This is a genomic window from Micromonospora sp. BQ32 (genome assembly GCF_059358895.1).
In genome coordinates, this window is the sequence record NZ_JCADBI010000021.1 from 19,022 (window position 1) to 44,444 (window position 25,423).

A 25,423-nucleotide genomic window follows, 5' to 3' on the forward strand; every position below is an offset into this window, starting at 1 on the left:
ATGGACGGATGAGGGTGAACGCTGGAGCTCTCCGGCCGGTGACCGCCTTCCTGCTGGCGGTGTTCCTGGTGGTGGGGGCCGCTCAACCGGCGGCCGCCGCGCCCCGCCGGGCCGAGCAGTGGTATCTGGATGAGCTCCGAATCGATCAGGTGCACAAGGTCTCGACCGGGCGGGGTGTGGTCGTGGCCGTGCTCGACACCGGTGTCGAGGCCAGCCACCCGGATCTGCGGGGTCAGGTGTTGGCCGGTGGCCGCAGTTACGGCGCCTCCGGAGACGCTCGGACCGACGAGGACGGGCACGGCACGCACATGGCCGGCATCATCGCGGCGAAAGCCAGCCGGGACGGGGTGGATGGCATCGCCCCCGGGGCGAAGATCCTGCCCATCATGTTGCGCAAGGGCAGCGGTACCAACAGTGACGCGGCGATGGCCCGCGGCATCCGGATGGCCGTCGACGGCGGCGCCAAGGTGATCAACATATCCCAGGGCGGCCCGGGCCTGGCCGATCCCGTCGAGGTGGACGCGATCAAGTACGCGTTGGACCGTGACGTCGTCGTGGTCGCCTCCGCCGGTAACCGGGCCAAGGGCGACGCCGCCGTCATCAACCCGGCCAACACTCCCGGTGTGATCGCGGTGACCGGGACGACCAGAGGCGGCTCGTTCTGGTCCGGCTCGGTCCAGGGGCCGGAGGCGGTGGTCGCCGCTCCCGGCGACCGCATCTACAACGTCGCCAACGAGGGGGGCTACGGCTGGGGCGACGGGACCTCCGACTCCAGCGCGATCGTGTCCGGTCTCGCCGCGCTGATCCGAGCGAAGTATCCGGACCTCAGCGCCCCCAACGTGATCAATCGGATCATCCGGACCGCCCGGGACGCCGGCCCGTCCGGACGGGACCCGCAGTACGGCTTCGGGGTGATCGACCCGATGAAGGCGCTGACCGCGACCGTGCCGCCGGTCACCGCCAACCCGCTGCTCGACCCGGCCGCGGCCACCGACGCGGGCCCGGCCCGCACCGGGGGTGCGGACGAGGAGTTCGACGTCACCCAGCACGGCGATCGCGGCGGTCCGACCGACCAGCAGGTGATGGTGGTGGGGATCGGCATCGCCGTGGTGCTGGTGTTGCTGGTGGGGCTGGCGGTGTTCCTCATCTGGAACCGCCGTCGGTACCGGCGGGAGGCGGCCCGAGCCGCCGACATCCCGGACGAGGTGCTCGACCGGGCGGCCCCCGGCGCGTACCCGTCGCCGGACGCGGATTACGCCCCGCCGCCCGGCTACCCGCCGCCGCCCGGCTACGGCCCGCCTTCCGGGTATGGCCCGCCTTCCGGTTACGGGCCTCCCTCGGGTTACGGCCCGCCGCCCGGTTACGGTCCACCGGGCGGGGCGCCGCCCACCCCGCCCAGGGAGCGGTAACCGGTCCCGATCGTGCTGGCCGGCCGGTGACCTCCGCGTCACCGGCCGGCCATCGGCTTTCGTGGCGGGTGGTCACCGCCCTGGTGACCGGTTTACCCCCCTCTGCCGGGGCGGTTCGACCGCCCCGGCTGCGTACCGTCACGAGGCCTGCGCCAGGATGGGCGGACACGCAGGTACACCCGAGGAGCCCACGATCGCCAGAAAGCCTCAACCCGAGGGCGGCCAGGCACCGGTCGTCCAGCGCGTCCGCATCCGGTACGCCAAGCGCGGGCCGTTGCGCTTCACCTCGCACCGGGACTTCGCCCGGGCGTTCGAGCGCGCGCTACGCCGGGCCGCTGTGCCGGTCGCCTTCTCCCAGGGTTTTCATCCGCACCCGAAGATCTCCTACGCCAGCGCCGCGCCCACCGGGGTGGCGAGCGAGGCGGAGTACCTGGAGATCGCCCTTCAGGCCGCGGTCGACCCGGAGGCGCTGCGCGCCGCGTTGGACGCCGCGCTCTCGCCGGGGCTGGACGTCCTGGACGCCGTGATCGCCGAGGGGGGCAACCTGCCGGACCGGATCGAGGCGTCGCACTGGCACATCGAGTTGCCCGAGGTCGACACGGCGGTGCTGCGCGCCGCGGTGGACGCTTTCGTGGCGGCCGAGGAGGTGCTGGTGGAGCGGATGACCAAGCAGGGTCGACGCACTTTCGACGCCCGAGCCGCCGTGATATCGATCGATGTCCAACTGCCTACGCCGACGCCTTCCGGGGAGCCGGCCGTACCGTGTGCGATACTCGAACTGGTCGTGCGGCAGGTCACCCCGTCCGTACGGCCCGATGACGTCCTTTCCGGCCTCCGCGTGGTGGCCGACCTGGAGCCGCCGGTTTCGCCGAGGGTGACCCGGCTGGCTCAGGGCACGTTGACCGCGCAGGGTGCGATCGTGGATCCGTTGGATGCGGACCGCGACGGGGCAGCCATCGTTGGGCACTGACCGACGGTCGGTGTTCTGGCAGGCAGACTTCGGCGGTCGCGCACCACGCGCGCCCGGCGGAAACACTTTTGCGGCGACCCTGCGTGGCAGCGCTCACCCGCGCCCGGGGTAGCCAGAACTGGAGAACGTCCATGCTCGAGAACGAGCCCGAGGGCGGCGAACGGACCGGTTCACAGCCGGCCAGCGAGACCGCCGACCAGAGCAGCACTGCCGACGGCGCCGCCGTCGCGCCCCCCAGCACCGCGGTCGGTTCGGCCTCGGTGGAACCGGCCGGCGCGCAGAGCGCTCCCGGTGGGGAGACCGCCGAGCCGGCCGCGCCGGCGCGGCGTACCCGGGCGACCCGTCGTCGGGCCGCCCCGCTGAACCAGCCGGAGCAGACCGACGCCCCCATCGAGGCGCCCACCGGTGGCGCCGGCAACGTCGAGTCGCCGCAGGCGGAGGTCTTCGCTCCGGTCTCCGGCGACCTGGATGTCGCCCCGAAGACCCCCCGGCGTCGCCGCAAGGCGGCCGCCGTCGAGACAACCGCTGAGGAACCGCTGGTCGCCGCCTCCGCGGAGGCCGCCTCGGCCGAGGTGGTTCCGCCGGTCAAGGTGACCCGTACCCGGCGCAAGAAGGCCACCCCGGCTGCCGTCGAGGAGCCGCCCGCCACCGAGCAGCCGGCTGCCGCCGACGAGGTGCCCGCCGTCGAGGAGCCGGTCGTCGCCGAGGAGTCGGTCGTCGCCGAGGAGCCGGCGGAGTCCGACCTGCGCGAGGCCGAGGCCGAGTTGAACGACTCGGAGACGCTGCCGAGCGCCTCCGCCGCCGAGCTGGCCTGGAGCAGTGGCGCGCAGGACCGCTCCGGCGAGGTGCCACCGGGTGTGGCTGTCTCCGGTGTGACGGATGAGCCGGCCGAGATCGAGCCGGAGCAGCCGCGTACCCGTCGTCGGCGCGCTGCGCTCTCCGCGCCCACCGTGCTGTTCATGGCGCCCCAGCCGGACGCTGTCCCGGTGACCCGACCGGTGGAGCCCGCCGCCGCGACCGAGGAGCCGGCCGTCGAGGAGGCCGCCGAGCCGTCCCGCCGCCGTCGGCGTGGTCGCCGCGAGGTCGAGCCGGTGGAGCCGATCGAGGCGATCGAGGCCGAGGAGGAGCCGACCGAGGAGGCCGACGAGGCCGCCGAGGCGGATGAGGACGACGAGGACAGCGCCGCCGCGCGCCGCCGCCGCCGGCGTGGTCGCCGCGGCCGGGGCCGGGGCAAGGGCGGGGCCGACGACGCCGAGGACGAGGAGTCCGAGGAGGCGGCGCAGGCCGACGAGGAAGAGACCGCCGAGGCCGAGGGCGAGGGCGACGAGGACGAGGAGTCCGAGGGCGGGGACGGCCTGACCCGTCGCCGCCGTCGCCGTCGCCGTCGTGGCGCCGGTGACACCGAGGGCGCGGCGGACGACGGTGTGCCGACCGTGGTGAAGATCCGCGAGCCGCGCCGGACCGTCGACGAGGTGCAGGGTGTGTCCGGCTCGACCCGGCTGGAGGCCAAGCGTCAGCGCCGCCGGGACGGTCGGGAGCAGCGGCGTACCCGTCCGCCGATCCTCAGTGAGTCGGAGTTCCTGGCGCGCCGGGAGGCCGTCGACCGGGTGATGGCGGTTCGCCAGCGCGGTGATCGCACCCAGATCGCCGTCCTGGAGGACGGCGTCCTGGTCGAGCACTACGTCACCCGCAACTCCTCCGGCACGATGGCCGGCAACGTGTACCTGGGCAAGGTGCAGAACGTGCTGCCGAGCATGGAGGCAGCGTTCGTCGACGTCGGCCGGGGCCGCAACGCGGTGCTGTACGCCGGTGAGGTCAACTGGGACACCTCCGGGCTGGAGGGGCGGGCCCGCTCGATCGAGCAGGCGCTGCGCTCCGGCGACTCGGTGCTGGTCCAGGTCACCAAGGACCCGATCGGGCACAAGGGCGCCCGACTGACCAGCCACATCGCGCTCTCGGGCCGGCACCTGGTCTACGTGCCCAACGGCAACGCCTCCGGGATCAGCCGCAAGCTGCCGGACAACGAGCGCAAGCGGCTGCGCGACGTGCTCAAGAAGTTGGTCCCGGACGGTGCGGGCGTGATCGTCCGGACGGCCGCCGAGGGCGCCACCGAGGACGAGCTGGCCCGCGACGTCAAGCGGCTCCAGGCGCAGTGGGAGGACATCCAGGCCAAGGCCGCCGAGGGTGGCGCTCCGGTGCTGCTCTACGGGGAGCCCGACCTGGTCATCCGGGTGGTCCGGGACCTGTTCAACGAGGACTTCCGCGAGCTGGTGATCGAGGGCGAGCAGTCGTACGACATGGTCGAGTCGTACCTGTCGCACGTCTCCCCGGACCTGGTCGACCGGGTGCGCCGGCACGTCGGCACGAGCGACGTCTTCGCCGAGTACCGGATCGACGAGCAGATCATCAAGGGTCTGGATCGCAAGGTCTTCCTGCCCTCCGGCGGCTCGCTGGTGATCGACCGCACCGAGGCGATGACGGTCGTCGACGTCAACACCGGCAAGTACACCGGCTCCGGGGGCAACCTGGAGGAGACCGTCACCCGCAACAACCTGGAGGCGGCGGAGGAGATCGTCCGTCAGCTCCGGCTGCGGGACATCGGTGGCATCGTGGTGATCGACTTCATCGACATGGTGCTGGAGTCGAACCGTGAGCTGGTGCTGCGCCGGCTCACCGAGTGCCTGGGCCGGGACCGCACCAAGCATCAGGTCACCGAGATCACCTCGCTCGGCCTGGTGCAGATGACCCGTAAGCGGATCGGCGCGGGCCTGCTGGAGGCGTTCAGCGAGACCTGTGAGTGCTGCAAGGGTCGGGGCGTCATCATCCACACCGAGCCGGTGCCGGAGAAGCCGCGCCCCGCTGGTGCGGGGGAGAAGGTCAAGGCGGTCGCCTCGTCGACGGCTCCCGCTCCGGCGGCCGAGCCGAGTGCCACGCCGTCGCGCCGCCGGGCCCGCAAGAACGCCCCGGCCGCGGCCGAGCGGACCGTGGTCGAGGTCGTCGACACCGATTCCCACGCCGAACCGGACGCCGACTACCAGGACACCATGGGCTACGACCTGTCCCGCTACGAGTCGGACACCGCCGCCGCGCCGGCGATCTCCGACGCTCAGCAGGGCGAGTCGGCTCGGCTGGCCGCGGCGGACGACCCGGACGCGCTCGCTGACGGTGAGGGCGACGAGGAGGCCACCGAGGGTGGTGGCGGCCGTCGCCGGTCGCGTCGCGGTGGCGCCCGTCGGCGGACCCGCCCCTGAGCGCCTGACCGGCCGCGTGTTTGACGAGGTCCCTCTCCCGGCAAAGTGACGGGGGAGGGACCTCGCCGTTGCGGCCACCCGGTCCTCGATCGGCCGTCCCAGGTCAGGAGGAGAAGATGCGCCGTCTGCTCGCGGTCACCGTGCTGCTCACCATGCTCTCCGGCGCGGCCGGCTGTTCCACCGACGGGACCGCCGAGGGCGCTGGCTCAACGGCCGCTGGCACCTCTCCCGGGCCGACCGGCGTGCCGGCCAGCGGTGGAGTGGCGGGCGGTGACGCCAGCGAGGTCTGCACCACCGCGCAGGAGGCCAGCACCACTGCCGTCCGGACGTACGTGGCGGAGCTGGGCCAGATGCTCGCCGCGGTGGGTGCCGGGGACAGCCGCACGGCCGAGGCCGCCCGGGGGCGGGCCGAGGCGGCGCTGGCCGACTGGCGGACCGTGCTGCGGGAGCAGTCGACGCGAACCGACGATCCGCAGCTCAAGACTCTGCTCGCCGACATCGGGACCGAGGTTTCCGCGCTCGGCGCCGACGTCGAGTCGATCGACGAGACCGAGCTGGATCGGCTCCAGCAGCGCCTCGACCAGCTCTGCGGGCGCTGACCAGGGCGGGCCGGTTTGGGGTCCGGGCCAGCGATGGCGTACTCTTGCCTGCGGCCCACCTTTGGTGTGCCGAGTTCCCGTGTGCCCGCGCCGCCGTGCACTGCTACCCGGCGAGCCGCTGCGGGGACGACCGCCAGCAGCCTCAACGACAGGGAGTCCGCCTCCGATGTACGCGATCGTCAAGACCGGCGGCAAGCAGTACAAGGTCGCCGAGGGCGACGTGATCGAGGTCGAGAAGCTCACCGGTGCCCCCGGTGACGCGGTGAAGCTCACCGCGGTGCTCCTCGTCGACGGTGACGACCTGGTGACCGACGCGGCGAAGCTTGCCGAGGTCGCGGTGTCCGGCGAAATCGCCGCGCACACCAAGGGCCCGAAGATCCGGATCCACAAGTTCAAGAACAAGACCGGCTACCACAAGCGCCAGGGTCACCGCCAGCCGTTGACCCAGGTCAAGGTGACCGGCATCTCCAGCGGGAAGTAGGTCGTCCTCCAATGGCTCACAAAAAGGGTGCGTCCAGCTCGCGTAACGGTCGTGACTCCGCGGCCCAGCGACTCGGCGTGAAGCGCTTCGGTGGTCAGGTTGTCAGCGCCGGTGAGATCATCATCCGGCAGCGTGGCACCAAGTTCCACCCCGGTGACCTGGTCGGCCGTGGCGGCGACGACACGCTGTTCGCGCTGTCCGCCGGTGCGGTCCTGTTCGGCACCAAGCGCGGTCGTAAGACCGTCAGCATCGTTCCGCAGCAGTAGTTCTCGGGCTAAGCGGGCCGCGGACCTCAGGGTCCCGGCCCGCTTAGCCTTTTTCGAAGTGCGAGGTCGGACCTCGCTGGAAGGATTGACGCCGTGGCAACGTTCGTTGACCGGGTCGTTCTGCATCTGCAGGCCGGCGATGGCGGGCACGGTTGTGTCTCGATCCACCGGGAGAAGTTCAAGCCCTTCGGTGGGCCGGACGGCGGCAACGGTGGGCACGGGGGCAGCGTGTCCCTGGTGGTCGACCCGCAGGTGACCACGCTGCTCGACTTCCACTTCCACCCGCACGTCAAGGCCGACAACGGCAAGGGCGGCGCCGGCTCGAACCGGGACGGGGCCAACGGCCGCAACCTGGTGCTCAAGGTGCCCAACGGCACCGTGGTGCAGACCTCCGATGGCACCGTGCTGGCCGACATGGTCGGCGCCGGCACCACCTTCGAGGTCGCCCGCGGCGGGCGTGGCGGGCGGGGCAACGCCTCGCTGGCCAACGCGAAGCGCAAGGCACCCGGCTTCGCCGAGCTGGGCGAGCCCGGCGACCAACTGGACATCGTGCTGGAGCTGAAGAGCGTCGCCGATGTGGGCCTGGTGGGCTTCCCGTCCGCCGGCAAGTCGTCGCTGATCTCGGTGATCTCCGCCGCGAAGCCGAAGATCGCCGACTATCCGTTCACCACACTGGTGCCCAACCTCGGTGTGGTCCGGCTGGACAACCACACCTTCACCGTCGCGGACGTGCCGGGCCTGATCCCCGGCGCGGCCACCGGCAAGGGGCTGGGCCTGGAGTTCCTGCGGCACATCGAGCGCTGCGCGGTGCTGGTGCACGTGATCGACTCGGCGACCCTGGAGCCCGGCCGTGACCCGGTGGCCGACATCGACGCCATCGAGGCCGAGCTGAGCCAGTACGGCGGCCTGGCCGAGCGTCCACGGCTGGTGGCCGTCAACAAGGTCGACGTGCCGGACGGCCGCGACCTCGCCGAGATCGTGCGCCCCGACCTGGAGGAGCGCGGTTACCGGGTGTTCGAGGTCTCCGCGGCTACCCGGGAGGGGCTCAAGGAGCTGACCTACGCGATGGCCGAGCTGGTCGATGCGGAGCGTAAGGCCGCTCCGCCCGCCGAGCCGACCCGGATCGTGATCCGGCCGATGGCCGTGGACGACGACGGTTTCACCATCACGGCCGAGGCGGATGGCTCGTTCACCGTCCGCGGTGTCCGGCCGGAACGCTGGGTCAAGCAGACCAACTTCGACAACGACGAGGCGGTCGGCTTCCTGGCTGACCGGCTGGCCCGGCTCGGGGTGGAGGACAAGCTGGCCAAGGCCGGCGCGCAGCCCGGTGATCTGGTCCGGATCGGTGCGCGCGAGTTCGACTGGCAGCCGACGCTCTTCGCCGGTGTGGACTTCGTACCCGGCAACCGGGGCACCGACGTCCGTCTGGAGGAGAAGTCGAACCGGGCTTCCGCCGCGGATCGGCTCGCCGCCCGCAAGGCTCGCCGGGTGCGGTCGGCGGACGAGGTGGGCGCGGACGCGTCCGACGACCTCGACGACGACATCGACGACGAGGACGACGCCGAGTAGTTCGTTGCACTCCGTGATGGGGTTGATTTCCGGAAACCTCCGCGAAATCCACGCGTCCTAGCGTGGGGTGATGCTGATCGAGTCCCGGCCTGCCATCGATCCGGAGATCTCCGCCATGGTCACCGCGCAGCAGCGTGAGCTGCGCGAGGCCGATGGTGGGTTGGATGGGCAGGTCTTCGTCCCCCATGACGACGTCCGCTACCTGGCGGTGGTGGTGAACGGTCGGGCGGTCGCCTGCGGTGGGCTCCAGGCGCTCGATGCCGAAACCGGCGAGGTCAAGCGGATGTACGTCCGGCCCGCGTACCGGGGGCGGGGGATCGGTCGTCAGCTGCTCGCCGCGCTGGAGGAGTGCGCGTTCCGGCAGGGGCACTCGGTGGTCTGCCTGGAGACGGGCACCTACCTGCCGGCCGCGATCGCCTTGTACACCTCGTGCGGCTACCAGCGGATTCCGGTCTACGGCGAGTACGTGGGCAACCCGTACAGCGTCTGTTTCGCCAAGCGGTTGCCGGTCGCGGCCTGACGGTCGGTGTCGCCGCCGCTCGCGCCGCCGGTTCAGGCGCCGGTGCTGGCGTGCTCGACGGTCACCGGCTTCGACTCCGGCGAGGCGTGCTGGCGCAGCACGATGCTCAGCAGGATCAGCGCACCGACGGCGAGGAACTCGCTCTGCCAGTTCTGCATGGACTGGAACCAGAAGTCGCTGGTGCCGAGGAACTCCCACGCCCCGATCGGCGGTGCGCCGCTCTGGAGCGCCTGCTCCTGGTTGTACGCGGCGGTGCCGCCGAGCAGGTGACCGACGAACGAACCGGCGAAGATCAGCAGCAGCGCGAGGGAGAGGCTGTTCCGGTAGATCACCAGCGGCAGGCCGCCGACGCGTACCGGCCAGGGTGACTGCGGGGTCGCCCGGCGCTCGTCGTCCTCGGGTCGATCGGTCTGGTCCATCGGCTTCGACTCGGCCGAGCCCCGCTGCACCAGGTACGCGGTGAGCAGCACGTACCCGCCCATCTGGAGGAACTCCGACTCCCAGTTCTCGAAGACCGACTCGGCGAAGTGCCCACTGGTCAGGTACGCCGGCCAGCTCAACGGCGCGGCCCCGAACTCGGTCAGCTCCTCATTGTGGGTCTGCCAGCCGAAGACGCTCTGCAACACCAGAAAGACCAGGAACGCCCCCAGCATGACGACGGCCAGGGCGTTGTTGCGTAGCCAACGAGGCATGATCGCACCCTCCTTCGCCGGTCAATTACCCCTGCGGGGGTGACCGCGAAACCCCGAAGTGCCAGGTCAGTGCCGGTCGGCTGGGCTGTCCAGGCGTCCGCCGGTGCCTGCCTGGTTCGACAGCAGCAGCCCGAGCGCGAGCATCCCGAAGCCGAGCGCGAGGTGCAGCCAGTTGTCGGCGTCGTTGACCGGCAGGATGTTCGCCCCGCCCTCCGGGTTGACCGCCTCGATCGCCAGGCCGTATAGCCAGAGAGCGAGGTAGATCGCGCCACCGGCGGCCAGGAACACCCGGGCGCCGGCGACGCTGCGGGCCAGCACCAGGCCGACCAGCCCGAAGAGCAGGTGCACCGCGTTGTGCAGGATCGACACCTGGAACAGCCCGAGCAGGTGGGCGTCGGAGTGGTGCCCGGCGAAGCGCAGCTCGCCGTAGTCGGTGGTGATGCCGGGGATGAAGCCGAGGACGCCGATCAGCAGGAAGACCCCGGCCACGACCAGCGCGGCCAGCTGGACCCGGGGTCGGGGGGCGGCGGCTCGGCCGCCCCGTGCGTCTCGTGCCATCGCTGCCCCCTTCGTGGATCTGCCGGCCTCGCGAACCTCACTGTCCGCGGCGGCGACGTGACGCAGCCCGACGATCCTCCATTTTGAAGTCCATCCGGTGGGCGGCGCAGAGAAATGCACGAAGAGGTATGGAAGCGAGAACGCAGGGTAGGTGAATGGTCAGCGGCGGCGGCAACGCGTCCGCAACCCCCCAGCCACAACCGCGACGACTTTCTGAGCGGAAGGGAAATCATGACTTACGATCTTTCACCTACGTCCTCCACGTACGGGCAGCAGTCGACCAACGGCGGTGGCGTCCGCGACCAGGCGCGCCAGGTCGGGTCGGAGGCCGCGCAGGCCGGTGGCGCGGTCGCCCAGACCGCCAAGGAGCAGGGCGCAGAGGTCGGCCGGGAGGCCGCCCGGCAGGCCCGCAACCTGTACGGCGAGGCCCGCAGTCAGCTCGCCAGCCAGACCGGCGAGCAGCAGCGCCGCGCTGCCGGTGGGCTGCGTTCGCTGGCCGACGAGATGCGCTCGATGGCCGAGAACGGTGGCCAGGCCGGCCCGGTGAGTGAGCTGGCCCGCCAGGCCGCCGACCGGGTGCACGGCGTCGCTGGTTGGCTCGAGGAGCGCGAGCCCGGCGATCTGATCACCGAGGTACGCGACTACGCGCGGCGTAACCCGGGCACCTTCCTGGTCGGCGCGGCGGTCCTCGGTGTGCTGGCCGGCCGGCTGACCCGCGGCATCTCGGCCGGTGGCGACGACGCCGGCAACGGGTCCTCGGCCTACCGGGGCGCCGGGGCGTACGACCCGGAGCAGACCGCCGTGATCCCGACGCAGCCGCCGTCGTCCCGCGCGGTGCCGGACGCCGTCCCGCCGGGCGGCTACCTCGACCCGACCCCCGGTACGCACACCCCGCCGACGTCCGGTGGCTACACCGACCAGACGCCTGGTACCTATGCCGACCCGGCGCCTGGCGGCTACGCCGAGCCCGGCCGGGGCGACAACCCGGAGCACTCCGGCACCGGTCAGCCGCTGCCGCCGGTGACTCAGACCGACCCGCTGCCGGGCGTGCCGTCCAGCGGCAGCCCTCGCCCGTGAGCCGCCGAGTCATCCGAAGGGAGGCGACGGCATGAGCATGCCGACGCAGGGGTCCGGTCTGGACTCCGGTTACCACCCCGACGCGGGTGCCCCGCACACCGCCGCGGAGGTGAAGAGCAGCTCGCTCGGTGACCTGATGCGTCAGGTCACCACCGACCTGTCGACGCTGATGCGTCAGGAGGTCGAGCTGGCCAAGGCCGAGATCCGCCAGGAGGGCAAGAAGGCCGGCAAGGCCGCCGGGCTCTTCGGCGGTGCCGGCTTCGGCGGCTACATGGTGGCGCTCTTCGTGTCCATCGCGGTATGGCAGTTCCTGGACAACGTCATGGACTCCGGCCTGGCCGCGCTGATCGTGGCCGTGATCTGGGCCGTGGTCGCCGCGGTCCTCTACTCGATGGCCAAGAAGAACGCCCAGCACGTACGCGGGCTCAAGCAGACCAACGACAGCGTGCAGCGGATCCCCGACGCGCTCAAGCCGCACCCGGAGGGAGTCACCCGATGAGCACCGATCCCGATCAGATCCGCCGGGAGATCGAAGCCACCCGTAACAGCCTCAGCTCCGATGTGGATGCGCTGGCGTACAAGGTCAGCCCTGGCCGCATCGTCGACGACCGTAAGCAGCGGGCCCGTTCCGCTCTGCAGAATGTGAGGGACAAGGTCATGGGAACCGCGTCTGACCTCGGCCACGGCACCGGCCAGGCCGCCCACTCGGTGGGTGACCGCGCCTCGTCGGCGGCCTCCAGCGTCAGCGACGCCGCACACTCGGCGGCGACCACTGTCAGCGACGCCGCGCACAGCGCGCCGCAGGTGATTCGGCAGAAGTCCCAGGGCAACCCTCTCGCCGCCGGTCTGATCGCGTTCGGCGTCGGCTGGCTGGCCTCGTCGCTGATCCCGGCCTCCCGCCGTGAGCAGCAGGCCGCCTCCCAGGTGAAGGCCAAGGTCAGCGAGCACAGCGGGGCGGTGAAGGAGAAGCTGGGCGAGGTGGCCAGCGAGCTGCGCGAGCCGGCCCAGCACGCCGCCGATTCGGTGAAGTCCACCGCTCAGGACGCCGTGCACGCGGTCAAGGACGACACCAAGTCCGCCGCCCACCAGGTCAAGGACCACGCCACCCCCTGATCCCGTGCCAACCCAGCACGACAGCTCGCGGCCACCCTCGGGTGCCCGCGAGCTGTCGCGTTGAGCGCCGATCTTGCGTTTTCGGCTGGAGTTCTGTGGGTCTACGGGCGGTCTTGTCCCGACCGGAAGTGCACGATCGTGCGGGTCTGCGGGTGGCGCGGGGCGGGGTTGGCGGCTCGGCGGATTCGGGTGTCGCCGTAGCGGACGCCGCCCAGCAGTAGGCGTTGGGCTACCGCGAGCCAGCCGCACACGCCGCGTTCCAGCAGCCAGAGCGGGGCGGCCAGCGCCGTGCTCGGCGGGAACACCCGGTCGCCGCCGGCGCGGCGGCGACCCGTCTCGGCCAGTGCGACGACCCCGGCCACCGCGCCGAGCAGCACCCGGGGCCGGCGGGACGCGACCGCCGCCGCCAGCGCCGGCAGCACCGCGAGCGCGGTCAGCAGGCGAGCCGGCTGAGCCAGATCGTCGTACGCCTGACGGACCCGTTGACCGCGGAAATGCGCGGCGGCCGGAGGTAGCCGGCGGACGTACAGCCAGGCCGGGGCGACCTCGGTGCCGCGGTACGCGCGCACGGTACGGATCAGCTCCAGGTTCTCGAAGAGCACGTCCGGGTCGTACCCGCCCATGGCCAGGAAGGTGCTGCGCCGCACGGCGAGGGTGCCCGGGTAGTCCGCGCCGAGCGCCCGGTTGAGCAGCGTGCGGCCGGTGTCCCACCAGGCGTGCCAGGGCAGCGGGTCGAAGTAGTTCTGCGGTCGGACCAGGTCGGCCCGGCCCAGCAGCCGGCGTACCGCGGTCAGCGCGGCCTCGTCGTACCGGACGTCGTCGTCGGCGATCACCACCTGTTCGTGGCCGGCCGCGCGGACGCCGGTGTGTACCCCGAGCACCTTGCCGTTGAGCCCGCGTGCGCTCGGGTCCGGTGGGAGGTGCCGGACCAGCCCTCGCCACGCCTCGGCGTGCCGCGCGTAGAGGTCCGGAGGTGAGCCGTCGACCACGAGCACCTCGACCCGACCAGCCAGCCAGCGCAGGTAGTCGGTCAGCTCGGCCAGGCCGGTGTCGGTGTGCCACCGCAGCGGCAGCACGTACGTCATCGGTAGGCGGACCGGCGACGTGCCGGCGCTCTCGCGTTCGACGTCCGGTGGGCGCGTGGCGCGCCGGGTGTCACCGGTAGGGCTGAGCGAGGACATGACAACTCCGTGGCGGACAGGGTCGCGTCGGTGTTGAGCAGCATCTGCCCGCATTTCCGTCGATCAAACAGCGAAGTCGTTTCGACTGTCGGACGCCGGGTAGCGCTGCTCCTAAGAGCTGTCCATGCCCGGTTGTCCGAGTGGAGGAGATAGACGTGATGACCAACAACGGAACCAGGTGGGCGCTGCTCGGCGTTACCGCGGCGACGGCGGTCGGGGTGGGGCGGGCGGTGGCCCGCCGTCGGCGTCGGCATCAGCCGGACCGGCAGGACGGCTGGTACGTGGTGCGTCGCGGGGTGACTGTGGACCGCTCCCGGGACGAAGTGATCGGTTTCTGGACCGACCGCGAACGGCTGGACGGCGCGCTGGCCGAGTGGGCCACGCTGCAACAGCTCGACGAGCGGCGTTGGCGGTGCGTGGCCCGCGACCGGGCCGGCGGTGAGACGCAGTGGCGGGCCGAGATCACCGTCGAGGGGGCGGGCACGCTGAGTTGGCGGGTCGAGGACGGGCCGATGCCGCAGCTGGGGCGGATCGAGCTGGTCGAAGCCCCCCAGGGCCGGGGCACCGAGATCCGGGCCGAGCTGCGTTACCGCTCCGGTCCGGTGCGTCGGTTGGCCGGCCTGGTCGGCGGCGACGAGCCGGACCTGGCGCTGCGGGACGCGCTGCGCCGGGCGAAGGCGCTGATCGAGTGCGGCCAGGTGGTGGACACCCGGGACGACCCGTCCGGCCGGAGCCCGGTCCAGGAGAAGACGACCGACAAGGTTCGGGAGACGTTGATGACGGGAGGACGGGCGTGAGGGCGCTCTGCTGGGAAGGCGTCGGCAAGCTGGCGGTCCGGGACGTGCCGGAGCCCCAGATCCGCGCCGAGGGAGACATCATCGTGCGGGTCCGGGCCAGCAGCGTCTGCGGATCCGACCTGCACCTGATCAACGGGTACCTGCCGGCGATGCGGGAGGGGGACATCCTCGGCCACGAGTTCATGGGTGAGGTGGTGGAGACCGGGCCCGGCGTGCGGCGGCACCGGGTGGGCGACCGGGTGGTGGTGGGGTCGGTGGTCGCCTGCGGGGGCTGTTGGTACTGCCGGACGGAGCAGTACTCGCTCTGCGACAACTCCAATCCGCAACCGGTGTTCACCGAGAAGCTGTGGGGGCACTCGCCGGCCGGCATTCTGGGCTACTCGCACGCCGCCGGCGGCTACGCCGGATCACACGCCGAGTACATCCGGGTGCCGTTCGGCGACATCGGCGCCTTCGCCGTACCCGACGGGGTGCCGGACGACTCGGTGGTGTTCGCCTCCGACGCGATGCCCACCGGGTGGATGGCGGCGGACCTCTGCGGGCTCACCGGTGGCGAGGTGGTGGCCGTCTGGGGCGCGGGTGGAGTCGGTCAGATGGCGGCCCGTTCGGCGCAACTCCTGGGCGCCGAGCGGGTCATCATGATCGACCGATTTCCGGATCGGCTCGCCACCGCCACCGAACGGATCGGGGTCGAGACGATCAACTACGCGGAGACCGACGTGCTGGAGGCGTTGCGCGAGCTGACCGCCGGGCGCGGCCCGGACGCCTGCATCGAGGCCGTCGGGATGGAGTCACACGACGTCGGGCCGACCTACGCGTACGACCGGGTGAAGCAGGCGGCGCGGTTGCAGACCGACCGCCCGACCTCGGTCCGCCAGGCGATCATGGCCTGCCGGAAGGGCGGCACGGTGAGCATCGTCGGTGTGTACGCCGGTCTGGTCGACAAGTTTCCGCTCGGCGCGGCCATGAACAAGGCCCTAGTGCTGCGGATGGGCCAGATGCACGCGCAGCGCTACATCCCGATGCTGCTCGACCGGCTCGCCGCCGGCGAGATCGAGCCCGGCTATCTGGCCACCCACCCGCTCTCCCTGGAGCAGGGCGCCCAGGGGTACGAGCTGTTCGAGAAGAAGGAAGACGGCTGTCTGCGCAGTGTTCTGCATCCCTGACGGGCTGGGCGCACCCGCCTCGCTGGTCACCGCGATCGGCGGGGTGGGGGTCAGGCGGCGTGGCGGACGTTGCTGAGGGTCAGGCCGAGGGGCGGCAGCGCGGGCATCCGGTGCAGGTCCAGGGCCAGGTTCTGGACCGGCACCTCGTAGCGCATGGTGGTGGTCAGGTTGGTGACCGCCCGCTTCATCAGGTCGATGGTGATCCACTCACCGGCGCAGCGGTGCCCGGCCCAGTGGTCGCCGCCGCCCTGCGGGATCAGCTCGAACGGGTCCACCCGCCGGCCGGCGAACCGCTCCGGGCGAAACAGCTCCGGCTGCGGCCAGAGGGTCGGATGGTGGTTGGTGCCGTAGAGGTCGAGCAGCACCCGCCGGCCCTTCGGAAAGTGGTGACCCTGCCAGTCGAAGGACCGCCGGACCCGGGCCGCCGCGATCGGGAAGAACGGGTAGTAGCGGCGTACTTCCTGGACGAAGTGCTCGGTGGCCTCGTCGTCCCCGCGGACCCGTTCCCGCCAGGCCGGATGGTCGTGCAGGGCGAGCGCGGCGAAGGCGATGTACTGGTCGACGGCGACCACCGGGCGCAGCACGTTGAGCAGCTCCACCGCCGCGATCCGCCGGGGGAGGAGGTTGCCGCGCCGGTCCCGGTGTTCGGCGATCACGGCCAGGGCGCTGCCGGCCGGTGCCGGAGCGAAACCGGCCCGGGTCCGTTCGATGAGGTCGGCGAGCCAGCGTTCGGCGCGGTACCGGGCGAGCCGTCCCCGCCAGTGCCGGGGGCCTATCACCGCCGGGGCCTCGATCATGGCGTGCAGCTCGACGGCGCGGCGCTCGACCTGCGACGCGGGCAGCGGCACCCCGGCCCAGGCGCAGACCACCCGGGTCAGCAACCGACCCAGCTCGTCGTAGAGCGGCACCGGGCCGGCGCCCTCCCAGGCGGCGATCCGGGTCCGCCACTCGTCGTCGAAGAGCTGGCCGAGCCGCTGGATCGCGGCCGGCGTCATGATCGACATGAACATGGCCTTGCGGTCGGAGTGCTCCGGCCCGTCCAGCCCCTGCACCCCACCCCGACCGGTCAGGGTCCGCTGCGCCCGCAGCGGCATCGCGGTGGCACGCTGGAAGCGGTCGTTGTCGTAGAACAGCTCCGCCGCCGGCCGGCCGCGCAGGCAGATGGTCGGGGCGAGCAGGATCCGGGTCCGGAAGATGTCGCTGCCGTACCGCTCGCAGCGCTCGCCGATGAACCGGTAACCGGAGCGGAGCAGCGCGAGGGTGCTGTCCGGGCTGCGGTCGGCCGGCATGGTCGCCATCGGGTCTCCTCACGCGCAGGTGCGGCTGGTCGCCGTCGACCACTGCGGTTACCCCCGTCGACGCCGCTGAACCCCACCCGGCTGGCCCCTCCCCGGGGCGGCGGAACCTGGTTTGCTGCTGGTGGGACAACCACGGGGGAGGGCGGATGCGCGACAACAGATCGCCGCACTGGCGGCAGCGGCGAGCGGCCGGGGCACTGGGTGGAGGCCGCGACGGGCGGTCACTGATCGGGCCGCCGCGGCGGCCGACCCGTCCGCACCGGTTCTTCACCGTGCATCTGGGTTTCACCGCGCCCGGCCCGGCCGAGGCGCGGGAGCTGGCCGTGGCGTACGCCGAGGCGCTGAGCCTGCTCCGCTCGGAGGTGGCGCTCGGGGCGGCGGCCCTGTCACCGGCGGACGCCTGGCAGCGGGCCGAGCGGCTGTTCTGCGGCGCGGTCGGCCCGGATGGGGAGCGGTGCGTCGACGTGGCCGGCCATCCGGGCTTTCACCACGCCCCGGGCCCCGGTGGCCTCGGCTGGGGCGACGGCGACGGCCCCGGTGATGGTTGATCACCAGCCCCGGGTGGGCGATCCGGGGGTGCGCCGGTCAGCTCGCCCGCGTGGCCGTGCCGGTGTCCCGACCACGGGCACCGGCACGGCGATCCCACACCGACGGGTCGGCGGGCACGATCAGTCCAGGTCGAACTCGCCGTCCTGGGCGCCGGCCACGAAGGCGTCCCACTCGGCCTGGGTGAAGACCAGCACCGGCCCGTCCGGCTCGGCCGAGTTGCGCATCCCGATCAGGTCGTCGACGAAGGCGACCTCAACCGCGCTGTCGGAGGTGTCCCCCTCGGCCCGCTGCCAGACCGCCCGAGAGAGGTCGAAGTCGCCCTTGGGGTGCTGCGCCATGGTTCTTTCCTCCAGTGCCGAGGGTCGTGTGGTGACCGGGTGCCGATCCCCATCGGGCAGGATAAGCGGATGCCGAGCCTGACCCGTGTAGAGGCGACCGCGCGTGGCGCGGCGATTACTGTCGTGTCCTATCAGGTGGACCTCGACCTGACCGGCGACGGCGACGTGTTCCGCTCCCGCGTCGAGATCCGGTTCCGGGCCACCGCCGGCGCCGCGACCTTCGCCGAGGTCAAACCCGCCGAACTGCGCGGCGTACGCCTCAACGACCGCGACCTCGGTCCCGACCTGCTCACCGACAACCGGCTGCCGCTCGACGACCTGGCCGAGGAGAACACGCTCATCGTCGAGGCCGAGATGGCGTACTCCAAGACGGGCGAGGGGATGCACCGCTTCGTCGACCCGGCCGACGGGGAGACCTACCTCTACGCCGAGTCCTTCCTCGACAACGCGCCGCGCATCTTCGCCGCCTTCGACCAGCCCGACCTCAAGGCCCCGGTCACCCTCTCGGTCACCGCGCCGCCGCAGTGGATCGTCGCCGGCAACGCCGAGCTGGCCGCCAACCCGGCCCCCGGGCGCTGGGAGTTCGCCCCGAGCGCGCCCCTGGCCACGTACTTCTTCTCGCTGATCGCCGGGCCGTACCACGTCCGACGGGCCGAGCACGACGGCATTCCGCTGGGCATCTACTGCCGCCGGTCGCTCGCCGAGCACCTGGACGCCGACGCCGAAGAGATCTTCACCATCACCCGGCAGTGCCTGGACCGGTTCCACCAGCTCTTCACCGAACGCTATCCGTTCGGCAAGTACGACCAGGCGTTCGTGCCCGAGTTCAACGGCGGCGCGATGGAGAACCCGGGCCTGGTCACCTTCCGCGACGACTACGTGTTCCGTTCGGCGGTCACCGACACCCAGCGCGAGCAGCGGGCCGGCACCATCGCCCACGAGATGGCCCACATGTGGTTCGGCGACCTGGTCACCATGCGTTGGTGGGACGACCTGTGGTTGAACGAGTCCTTCGCGGAGTACCTCGGCACCCGGGTCACCGCCGAGGCGACCCGCTTCAGTCGGGCCTGGACCACCTTCGCCATGCGCCGAAAGGCCTGGGGGTACGCCGCCGACCAGCGGCCCTCCACCCACCCGATCGCCCCGCAGGAGGTCGTCGACGCCGAGGAGGGCCTGCTCAACTTCGACGGCATCTCGTACGCCAAGGGAGCCAGCGTGCTGCGGCAACTGGTCGCGTGGCTCGGCGACGAGGCGTTCCTCGCCGGCCTGAACGCGCACTTCGCCGCACACCGCTTCGGCAACGCCACCCTCGCCGACCTGCTGACCAGCCTCTCCGCCAGCAGTGGGCGGGACCTGTCCGACTGGGCCGAGCTGTGGTTGCGCCGCCCGCAGGTCAACACGCTGCGTGCCGAGGTCACCGTGGACGCCGACGGCCGCTACCGCGAGGTAGCCGTGGTGCAGACCGCGCCCGAGTCGTACCCGGTGCTGCGCCCACACCGGATCGGCGTGGGCCGCTACTCGATGGACGGCACCGGCCGGCGCGACGAGGTGGACCTCGACCCGAGCGCCGACGGAGGCCGCACCGTGCTCGGTGCGTTGACCGGCGAGCCGGCGGCCCGGCTGCTGTTGCTCAACGACGGCGACCTCACCTTCGCGAAGGTGCGCCTCGACCCGGCGTCGGCGGACGCCGTCCCACTGGTGCTGCCGGGTCTGACCGATCCGCTGGCGAGGGCGGTGCTCTGGCGCGAGGCACTGGACGCGACGACCGACGGCGAGCGGCCGGTCACCGGCCTGGTCGACCTGCTGGCCGCCGCGCTGCCCGCCGAGACCGAGGTGATCATCGCGGAGGACGTGCTGACGCTCAGCCGGTCGCTGGTCGACCGCTACCTCGACCCGCTGACCCGGTCCACGGCGTTGGCCAGGGTCGCGGGCGCGTGCCAGCGGCTGCTCGACGGCGCGCCGGCCGGGGAGTCGTTGCAGCTCGCCGCCGCACGGGGCTGGATCGCCGCGACCACCGACGCGGATCTGCTCGTCGGTTGGCTCGCCGGCCGGGACGTGCCGGCCGGTCTGAAGGTCGACGCGGAGCTGCGCTGGGCGGTGCTGCGTCGCCTGGTGGTGCTGGGCGCCGCCGGCGAGGCGGAGATCGCCATCGAGGCCGCCGCCGACAACAGCTCCACGGGCGCGGAACGGGCCGCCCACTGCCGAGCGGCCCTGCCCGACCCGGTGGCGAAGCAGGCGACCTGGGAAATCATCGTGCGGGGCACCGAGCTGTCCGGTCGGCTGCTGGAGGCGATCACCGAGGGGTTCTGGCAGCCCGAGCAGGCCGACCTGACCACCGCGTACGTCGATCGGTACTTCGCGGAGATGCCGGCCGCCGCGCACCGGCGTACCCCCTGGACGGCCGACCGGGTGGCCGCCCTGGCGTTCCCCCGCTACGCCGTGGCGCAGCCCACCCGGGAGGCGGCCGCGGCGCTGCTGGCCCGCGACGACCTGACTCCCGGCCTGCGTCGGGTGGTGACCGACGCCGACGACGACCTGCGTCGCGCGCTGGTCGCCCGGACGGCGGTGGCCGCCGCCTCGGCCTGACCGTTGCCAGCGCGCCCTGACGCCGTAGGGGTGGCCGGCGCGGGCTGGCCCAGCGCGGGCTGGTGGCCGCGGGGTGGCTGGCCGGCCACCCCGCAGCCATCGCTCAGCGCAGGGCGGGCTCCGCCGTGACCGGCGCGTCCCAGTCGATGACATAGCGCTGCTCGTCGGCGACGGTCTTCTCCGGGTCCAACACCGTGCGCACCATCAGCGGCATCAGCAACGGCATCAGCGTCCGCGCGACCGCGCCGGGGGCCTTCGCCTGGTTGATCCGGGCCGCGCGGGCCGCCACCTTCTCCACCCGGGTACGACGCAGCCGCACGTACGCGGCGAACGCCGCCTGGACGTCCGGCAGGTCGCGCAGGCAGCGGGCGAGTTGTACCGCGCTCTCGATGGCCAGTGACGCGCCCTGCCCCGAACTGTTCGACGGCGCGTGCGCCGCGTCGCCGACCAGCACCATCCGGCCTCGATGCCAGTGCGGCACGGGCGGCATGATCTGCAGCGACCCGACCACCTGGAGGTCGTCGGCGTTGCTGGTCACCATCAGCTCCCGGCCCGGGTCGTCGTCGCCGTAGCTGGCCCGCAGCGTGTCCAGCCACTGCTCCGCCGGCACCGCCCGGGCCTCGACGAGGCTCATCGGCCGCTGCTGCGGCAGGTTGGCCCCCCACCGGGTGCCGCCGCCGGGCTCCGGCCAGTACAGGTAGTAGCCGCGCCGGCCGAACGCGAACGTCATCGTGCCCGGCTCGGCGTCCACCTCGTGCCGGGCGACCGCCTCGAAGCCGAGCAGCCCGGTGAACCGCGGGCCGGGCGCGGCCGGGTCGATGAGACCCCGGACCGTGGAGCGGATTCCGTCCGCGCCGACGAGGATGTCGGCGGTCGCGGTGCTGCCGTCCGCGAAACGTGCGATCACGCCGTCGTCGGTCTGCTCGGCGTCGACCAGCCGCTTGCCGTACGCGAACGGCACGCCCTCAGCGAATGCCTGGTCGTGCAGCACCTGGTACAGCTCGGCCCGGTGCACCACGTGCAGCGGCGGCACCCCGGTCAGCGTGGGCAGGTCGATGCGGCGGCGGCCGACGGCCAGAGCGCTGCGGTCGATCGGGGTGGCGATCGCCGTCACCGCCTCGTGCGCGCCGACCGTACGCAGAGCGGCCACGCCGTTGGGCGCGAGGGCGAGGGTGCCGCCGATGCCGCTGGCCGTGGTCGGATACGCCTCGTAGACGGTTGCGGTGATGCCGGCCCGGCGCAGCGCGAGCGCTGTCACCGGCCCGGCGATGCCGCCGCCGATGACGATCGCGGTTCGTACCGTGGTCATGCTCTCTCCCTGGGTGTGGTCGTTGGCGCGCGGGCGCGCGGACCTGGGAGGGAACCCGGTTATCCTCGTGGTTGCCGCTTCGGGCCGGGTGCCTTCCCAGGCGTCGGTTCGGGGTCAGGGCCCCGGTGAGGTGTTGGCGCACCTCGCCGGGGCCGCTCTTCATCCGGTGCTGTCGGCTCTCCGGCTGCTGCTGTCGGGGTTGGCCTCCGGGGTGTTGGTGGTTGGGGTGTCGGGGTTGGCCTTCGGAGTGATGCTTCCCTCGGTCAACTCGGTCAGCTCGGCCGGCATCTCGCCGGTCTCGTGGAAAGTCCGCCAGGTGTCCAACCCGGGGTAGCTCCCCGACGTCAGCTCCGCGAGCAGTGCCCGCAGCCAGGCCGCCTCCGCGTCCCGCATGGCGAGGTCGTACTCCGACTCGACCAGGAACAGCCGCGGAATCTCCCGCAGGTGCGCGTCGAGCGTCTCGCGGTCCTGGCGGATCACGTCCTCCAGCAGGTCGAGCCGCTGCCGCAGCAGGTCGGTGGCCTCGTCGGGATGTAACGCGGCGAGCACGGACAACCCGGCCCGGAAACGGGGATGCTCTGCCATCGGGGTGGAGACCAGTTCGCGGGCCCAGTCGACCAGCTCGGCCCGTCCCGCGTCGGTGATCCGGTAGACGGTGCGTTCCGGGCGTCGGCCCTCGCGCACACTCTCCACCGCCTCGATCAGGTGGTGTTTGTCCAGGTTGCCGATCACCGTGTAGAAGGAGCCCCACTTGAACTCCATGTCCTGGTCCTTGCCCCAGGCGCGCAGTGCGGTGGCGATCTCGTACGGGTGCATCGCCCGCTGGACCAGGGCGGACAACACGGCCAGCGCCAACAGATTGCCGACCTTGCGCCGCTTCGGCACGACCGTCCTCCTCGCTCGCCAACGGTTACTCGTCGACGAATATACGCCCACGTGTGGGGATGTCGCGACCCTTTGCCGAGTGGATCACTGCGCTCCGCTGGGGTGATCACCGGCGCTGGGCCGGGCCGGAACGGTCGGCCACGACGCTCGGCCTACGATCACTGGGTGGAGGAAGATATCCGGCGGATCGGGATCATGGGTGGCACCTTCGACCCGATCCACCACGGGCACCTCGTCGCGGCCAGCGAGGTGGCCGACCGGTTCGGCCTGGACGAGGTGGTCTTCGTCCCCACCGGGCAGCCGTGGCAGAAGGCCGACGAGCCGGTCAGCCCGGCCGAGGACCGGTACCTGATGACCGTGATCGCCACCGCCTCCAACCCTCGTTTCCAGGTCAGCCGGGTCGACATCGACCGGAGTGGCCCGACCTACACGGTCGACACGCTGCGTGACCTGCATGCCGAGTACGGCCCGAAGGTGCAGTTGTTCTTCATCACCGGCGCGGACGCCCTGCAACGCATCCTGTCCTGGAAGGACCTGGACGAGATCTTCGAGCTGGCCCACTTCATCGGTGTGACCCGGCCCGGTTTCCCGCTGACCGACGAGCACCTCCCGGCGGATACCGTCAGCCTGATCCAGGTGCCCGCGATGTCCATTTCGTCGACCGACTGTCGTGCTCGCGTCGCCAGAGGTGAGCCGGTCTGGTACCTGGTGCCCGACGGTGTGGTGCAGTACATCGCCAAGCGGAGCCTCTATCAGCGCTGAGCGCACCCGCTACGCCCAGGTTTGGGCACCTAACCGACCAGAACTGCACGATCGCGGTGCCGCCGGGTATGAGACGCTTGGAGGATCGCACGCTTGATCGAAGGAGAACGGTGACGATTTCCGAACGCGCTCACGAGCTGGCTATCGCGGCCGCCCAGGCCGCCGCCGACAAGAAGGCGCAGGACATCACGATCATCGACGTCGGCGACCAGCTCGCCATCACCGACGCGTTCGTGCTCGCCGCTGCCCCCAATGAGCGTCAGGTGCTGGCCATCGTCGACGCCATCGAGGAGAGCCTGCTGGAGTTGCCGGAGAAGGCGAAGCCGGTGCGGCGCGAGGGCGAGCGCGGTGGCCGCTGGGTGCTGCTCGACTACGTCGACATCGTGGTGCACGTCCAGCACACCGAGGAGCGCGAGTTCTACGGGCTCGACCGCCTCTGGAAGGACTGCCCGACCATCCCGTTCGTTGATCGCGACCTGGTCGAGGCCGACGCCACCGGGTCCGCCGCCGCAGAATGACCCAACTGATCGTCTGGCGGCACGGCAACACCGACTGGAACGCCGCCAACCGCGTCCAGGGGCAGCTCGACGTACCCCTCAACGAGCTTGGCCGCGACCAGGCCCGCGCCGCCGCCCCGCTGCTGGCGGCGCGGCGGCCCGACGCGATCGTGGCCAGTGACCTGAGCCGCGCCGCGGAGACCGCCGCCGCGCTCGCCGCGCTGACCGGGCTGCCGGTGCGCACCGACGCGAGGCTGCGCGAGCGGCACTTCGGCCAGTGGCAGGGTCTGCACCTCACCGAGGTCGCCGAGCGCTTCCCCGAGGAGTACGCGCGCTGGCGGGCCGGTGACCCCGACCCGGGTGCGGATCTGGAGCCCCTGCACGACCTCGGCGAGCGGGTCGGTGCCGCGCTACAGGAGGCCGCCGACGTGGCCTCGGGCGGCACCGTGGTGATTGCCACTCACGGTGGCGGTTCCCGGCAGGGCGTCGGTCGTCTGCTCGGCTGGGACACTGCCGTGTTGCGCACCGTCGGGTCGCTGGCCAACTGCCACTGGACCGAGCTGCGCCACGACGACGTCCGTGGGTGGCAGTTGCGGGCGCACAACGTCGGCCTGATCACCGCCCCGGTCACCGTCGACGCGTTCTGAGCACTCACGCCTCGGCGTTCACGGCCTCGATCGGCTAGCGTGCCGGGCATGCCCGTCGCGGTTGTCATCGACTCCACCGCCTACCTTCCGCCCGAGCTGGTGCAGGCGCACCGGCTGACCGTCGTGCCGTTGACTGTCGTGCTCAACGGCGCGGAGGGGCTGGAGGGGGTGGAGACCCAGCCGGCCGACGCGACCCTGGCACTGAGCGCCCGCCGGGTCACGGCGACCACCTCCCGCCCGGCACCCGAGCAGTTCGCCCGGACGTACCGCCGACTGCTCGACGCCGGTGCCGACGGGATCGTCTCGGTACACCTCTCCGCCGCGTTGTCCGGCACGGTGGAGGCCGCCCGGCTGGCCGCCGCCGACCTGGACGGCCGGGTGGAGGTCGTGGACAGCCGCTCGGCGGGCATGGGGCTGGGCTTCCCGGCCATCGCCGCCGCCACCGCCGCCGAGGCTGGCGCCGACCTTGCCGGTGTACGCGACGCGGCGCTCGCCGCCGTTGACCGCACCACCGTCTGGTTCTACGTCGACACGCTGGAGTTCCTCCGCCGGGGCGGCCGGATCAACGCGGCCGAGGCGCTGGTCGGCACCGCTCTGTCCGTCAAGCCAATCATGCACATGCCGGACGGTGCGATCGTGCTGCGGGAGAAGGTCCGTACCGCCAGCCGAGGAGTCGCCCGGCTCGTCGACCTGGCCGTCGAGGCGGCCGGCGACGACGACGTGGATCTCGGGGTGCACCACCTGGCCGCACCGCAACGGGCCGAGGCGTTGCGCGCCGCGCTGACCGAGCGGTTCGGTGACCGGCTGCACGACACGTACGTCTCCGAGGCGGGTGCCGTCGTCGCCGCGCACGCCGGGCCGGGACTGGCCTGCGTGGTCGTCCACCGCCGACCGGTGGGCTGA

General features: G+C 72.0%; 26 protein-coding genes. 19 read left to right on the forward strand and 7 right to left on the reverse strand.

Features of this window, described 5'->3' with window-relative positions; translation table 11 throughout:
- The first annotated feature begins 8 nt into the window (after positions 1-8).
- The 8 genes from mycP to AC5L30_RS29165 all read left to right on the forward strand — a co-directional run bounded on the left by mycP (position 9) and on the right by AC5L30_RS29165 (position 9,065).
- Positions 9-1,409, forward strand: coding sequence for a type VII secretion-associated serine protease mycosin (mycP, locus tag AC5L30_RS29130; protein ID WP_494871157.1), 1,401 nt, complete (start codon positions 9-11; stop codon positions 1,407-1,409).
- A 157-nt stretch (positions 1,410-1,566) separates the two neighbouring features.
- Positions 1,567-2,379 carry a TIGR03936 family radical SAM-associated protein gene (locus AC5L30_RS29135; RefSeq protein WP_494871159.1) on the forward strand — a complete coding sequence of 271 codons (813 nt, stop codon included), beginning with the start codon at positions 1,567-1,569 and terminating at the stop codon, positions 2,377-2,379.
- Between the two features lie 131 nt (positions 2,380-2,510).
- On the forward strand, positions 2,511-5,630 hold the full coding sequence (locus AC5L30_RS29140; protein WP_494871161.1) for an Rne/Rng family ribonuclease: 3,120 nt from the start codon (positions 2,511-2,513) through the stop codon (positions 5,628-5,630).
- A gap of 116 nt (positions 5,631-5,746) precedes the next feature.
- Positions 5,747-6,229 carry a hypothetical protein gene (locus AC5L30_RS29145; protein WP_494871163.1) on the forward strand — a complete coding sequence of 161 codons (483 nt, stop codon included), beginning with the start codon at positions 5,747-5,749 and terminating at the stop codon, positions 6,227-6,229.
- A 166-nt stretch (positions 6,230-6,395) separates the two neighbouring features.
- Complete coding sequence (gene rplU / locus AC5L30_RS29150; RefSeq protein WP_007464063.1) at positions 6,396-6,710, forward strand: 50S ribosomal protein L21; 315 nt, start codon at positions 6,396-6,398, stop codon at positions 6,708-6,710.
- A gap of 11 nt (positions 6,711-6,721) precedes the next feature.
- A complete protein-coding gene (gene rpmA, locus AC5L30_RS29155) occupies positions 6,722-6,976 on the forward strand; it encodes a 50S ribosomal protein L27 (protein ID WP_007464062.1) in 255 nt (84 codons plus the stop codon).
- A 93-nt stretch (positions 6,977-7,069) separates the two neighbouring features.
- Positions 7,070-8,545 carry a GTPase ObgE gene (gene obgE, locus AC5L30_RS29160; RefSeq protein ID WP_494871164.1) on the forward strand — a complete coding sequence of 492 codons (1,476 nt, stop codon included), beginning with the start codon at positions 7,070-7,072 and terminating at the stop codon, positions 8,543-8,545.
- 70 nt (positions 8,546-8,615) lie between these two features.
- A complete protein-coding gene (locus tag AC5L30_RS29165) occupies positions 8,616-9,065 on the forward strand; it encodes a GNAT family N-acetyltransferase (RefSeq protein WP_494871166.1) in 450 nt (149 codons plus the stop codon).
- A gap of 32 nt (positions 9,066-9,097) precedes the next feature.
- Here AC5L30_RS29165 and AC5L30_RS29170 read toward each other — a convergent pair whose 3' ends face one another.
- A complete protein-coding gene (locus AC5L30_RS29170; RefSeq protein ID WP_494871168.1) occupies positions 9,098-9,757 on the reverse strand; it encodes a DUF6766 family protein in 660 nt (219 codons plus the stop codon).
- 66 nt (positions 9,758-9,823) lie between these two features.
- Entirely contained in the window at positions 9,824-10,315 is a 492-nt protein-coding gene (locus AC5L30_RS29175; RefSeq protein ID WP_494871169.1) for a DUF4383 domain-containing protein, read from the reverse strand.
- Between the two features lie 231 nt (positions 10,316-10,546).
- On the opposite strand from AC5L30_RS29175, the gene AC5L30_RS29180 reads away from it, so the two are divergent.
- Genes AC5L30_RS29180 through AC5L30_RS29190 form a run of 3 tightly spaced genes read left to right on the forward strand, consistent with a single transcriptional unit; the run spans position 10,547 to position 12,505 of the window.
- Positions 10,547-11,392, forward strand: coding sequence for a hypothetical protein (locus AC5L30_RS29180; protein ID WP_494871171.1), 846 nt, complete (start codon positions 10,547-10,549; stop codon positions 11,390-11,392).
- A gap of 31 nt (positions 11,393-11,423) precedes the next feature.
- On the forward strand, positions 11,424-11,891 hold the full coding sequence (locus tag AC5L30_RS29185; protein WP_494871173.1) for a phage holin family protein: 468 nt from the start codon (positions 11,424-11,426) through the stop codon (positions 11,889-11,891).
- The gene (locus AC5L30_RS29190) at positions 11,888-12,505 is read left to right on the forward strand and encodes a DUF3618 domain-containing protein (RefSeq protein WP_494871175.1); all 618 of its coding nucleotides are present in this window, start codon (positions 11,888-11,890) and stop codon (positions 12,503-12,505) included. The genes AC5L30_RS29185 and AC5L30_RS29190 overlap by 4 nt, the downstream gene beginning before the upstream one ends.
- Positions 12,506-12,606: 101 nt before the next feature.
- On the opposite strand, the gene AC5L30_RS29195 is transcribed toward AC5L30_RS29190, so the two are convergent.
- Positions 12,607-13,686: a glycosyltransferase family 2 protein gene (locus AC5L30_RS29195; protein WP_494871177.1), complete on the reverse strand. Its 1,080-nt coding sequence runs from the start codon at positions 13,684-13,686 to the stop codon at positions 12,607-12,609.
- Positions 13,687-13,844: 158 nt separating this feature from the next.
- Between AC5L30_RS29195 and AC5L30_RS29200 the strand changes: the two genes are divergently transcribed.
- A complete protein-coding gene (locus tag AC5L30_RS29200; RefSeq protein WP_494871179.1) occupies positions 13,845-14,483 on the forward strand; it encodes an SRPBCC family protein in 639 nt (212 codons plus the stop codon).
- Positions 14,480-15,649 (forward strand): zinc-dependent alcohol dehydrogenase, encoded by a 1,170-nt coding sequence (locus AC5L30_RS29205; RefSeq protein ID WP_494871180.1) that lies wholly within the window; start codon positions 14,480-14,482, stop codon positions 15,647-15,649. Before AC5L30_RS29200 ends, AC5L30_RS29205 begins: the two co-directional genes overlap by 4 nt.
- Before the next feature lie 50 nt (positions 15,650-15,699).
- Here the strand turns inward: AC5L30_RS29205 and AC5L30_RS29210 are convergent, their stop codons facing one another.
- A complete protein-coding gene (locus AC5L30_RS29210; RefSeq protein WP_494871181.1) occupies positions 15,700-16,947 on the reverse strand; it encodes a cytochrome P450 in 1,248 nt (415 codons plus the stop codon).
- A 146-nt stretch (positions 16,948-17,093) separates the two neighbouring features.
- Between AC5L30_RS29210 and AC5L30_RS29215 the strand changes: the two genes are divergently transcribed.
- A complete protein-coding gene (locus AC5L30_RS29215) occupies positions 17,094-17,495 on the forward strand; it encodes a hypothetical protein (RefSeq protein ID WP_494871183.1) in 402 nt (133 codons plus the stop codon).
- Positions 17,496-17,615: 120 nt separating this feature from the next.
- On the opposite strand, the gene AC5L30_RS29220 is transcribed toward AC5L30_RS29215, so the two are convergent.
- On the reverse strand, positions 17,616-17,834 hold the full coding sequence (locus AC5L30_RS29220; RefSeq protein WP_030336536.1) for a DUF397 domain-containing protein: 219 nt from the start codon (positions 17,832-17,834) through the stop codon (positions 17,616-17,618).
- 69 nt (positions 17,835-17,903) lie between these two features.
- Here AC5L30_RS29220 and pepN point away from each other — a divergent pair, with 69 nt between their 5' ends.
- Entirely contained in the window at positions 17,904-20,420 is a 2,517-nt protein-coding gene (pepN, locus tag AC5L30_RS29225; RefSeq protein ID WP_494871184.1) for an aminopeptidase N, read from the forward strand.
- Positions 20,421-20,523: 103 nt separating this feature from the next.
- Here the strand turns inward: pepN and AC5L30_RS29230 are convergent, their stop codons facing one another.
- Both AC5L30_RS29230 and AC5L30_RS29235 read right to left on the reverse strand, forming a co-directional pair.
- On the reverse strand, positions 20,524-21,729 hold the full coding sequence (locus tag AC5L30_RS29230) for an FAD-dependent monooxygenase (RefSeq protein ID WP_494871186.1): 1,206 nt from the start codon (positions 21,727-21,729) through the stop codon (positions 20,524-20,526).
- A 159-nt stretch (positions 21,730-21,888) separates the two neighbouring features.
- Positions 21,889-22,614, reverse strand: coding sequence for a PadR family transcriptional regulator (locus AC5L30_RS29235; RefSeq protein WP_494871187.1), 726 nt, complete (start codon positions 22,612-22,614; stop codon positions 21,889-21,891).
- A 165-nt stretch (positions 22,615-22,779) separates the two neighbouring features.
- On the opposite strand from AC5L30_RS29235, the gene nadD reads away from it, so the two are divergent.
- The 4 genes from nadD (at position 22,780) to AC5L30_RS29255 (ending at position 25,423) form a co-directional block, all read left to right on the forward strand.
- Entirely contained in the window at positions 22,780-23,376 is a 597-nt protein-coding gene (gene nadD / locus AC5L30_RS29240; protein ID WP_387172177.1) for a nicotinate-nucleotide adenylyltransferase, read from the forward strand.
- Between the two features lie 110 nt (positions 23,377-23,486).
- Complete coding sequence (rsfS, locus tag AC5L30_RS29245; protein ID WP_494871188.1) at positions 23,487-23,894, forward strand: ribosome silencing factor; 408 nt, start codon at positions 23,487-23,489, stop codon at positions 23,892-23,894.
- Complete coding sequence (locus tag AC5L30_RS29250; protein WP_494871190.1) at positions 23,891-24,520, forward strand: histidine phosphatase family protein; 630 nt, start codon at positions 23,891-23,893, stop codon at positions 24,518-24,520. The genes rsfS and AC5L30_RS29250 overlap by 4 nt, the downstream gene beginning before the upstream one ends.
- Positions 24,521-24,568: 48 nt before the next feature.
- On the forward strand, positions 24,569-25,423 hold the full coding sequence (locus tag AC5L30_RS29255; protein WP_494871192.1) for a DegV family protein: 855 nt from the start codon (positions 24,569-24,571) through the stop codon (positions 25,421-25,423).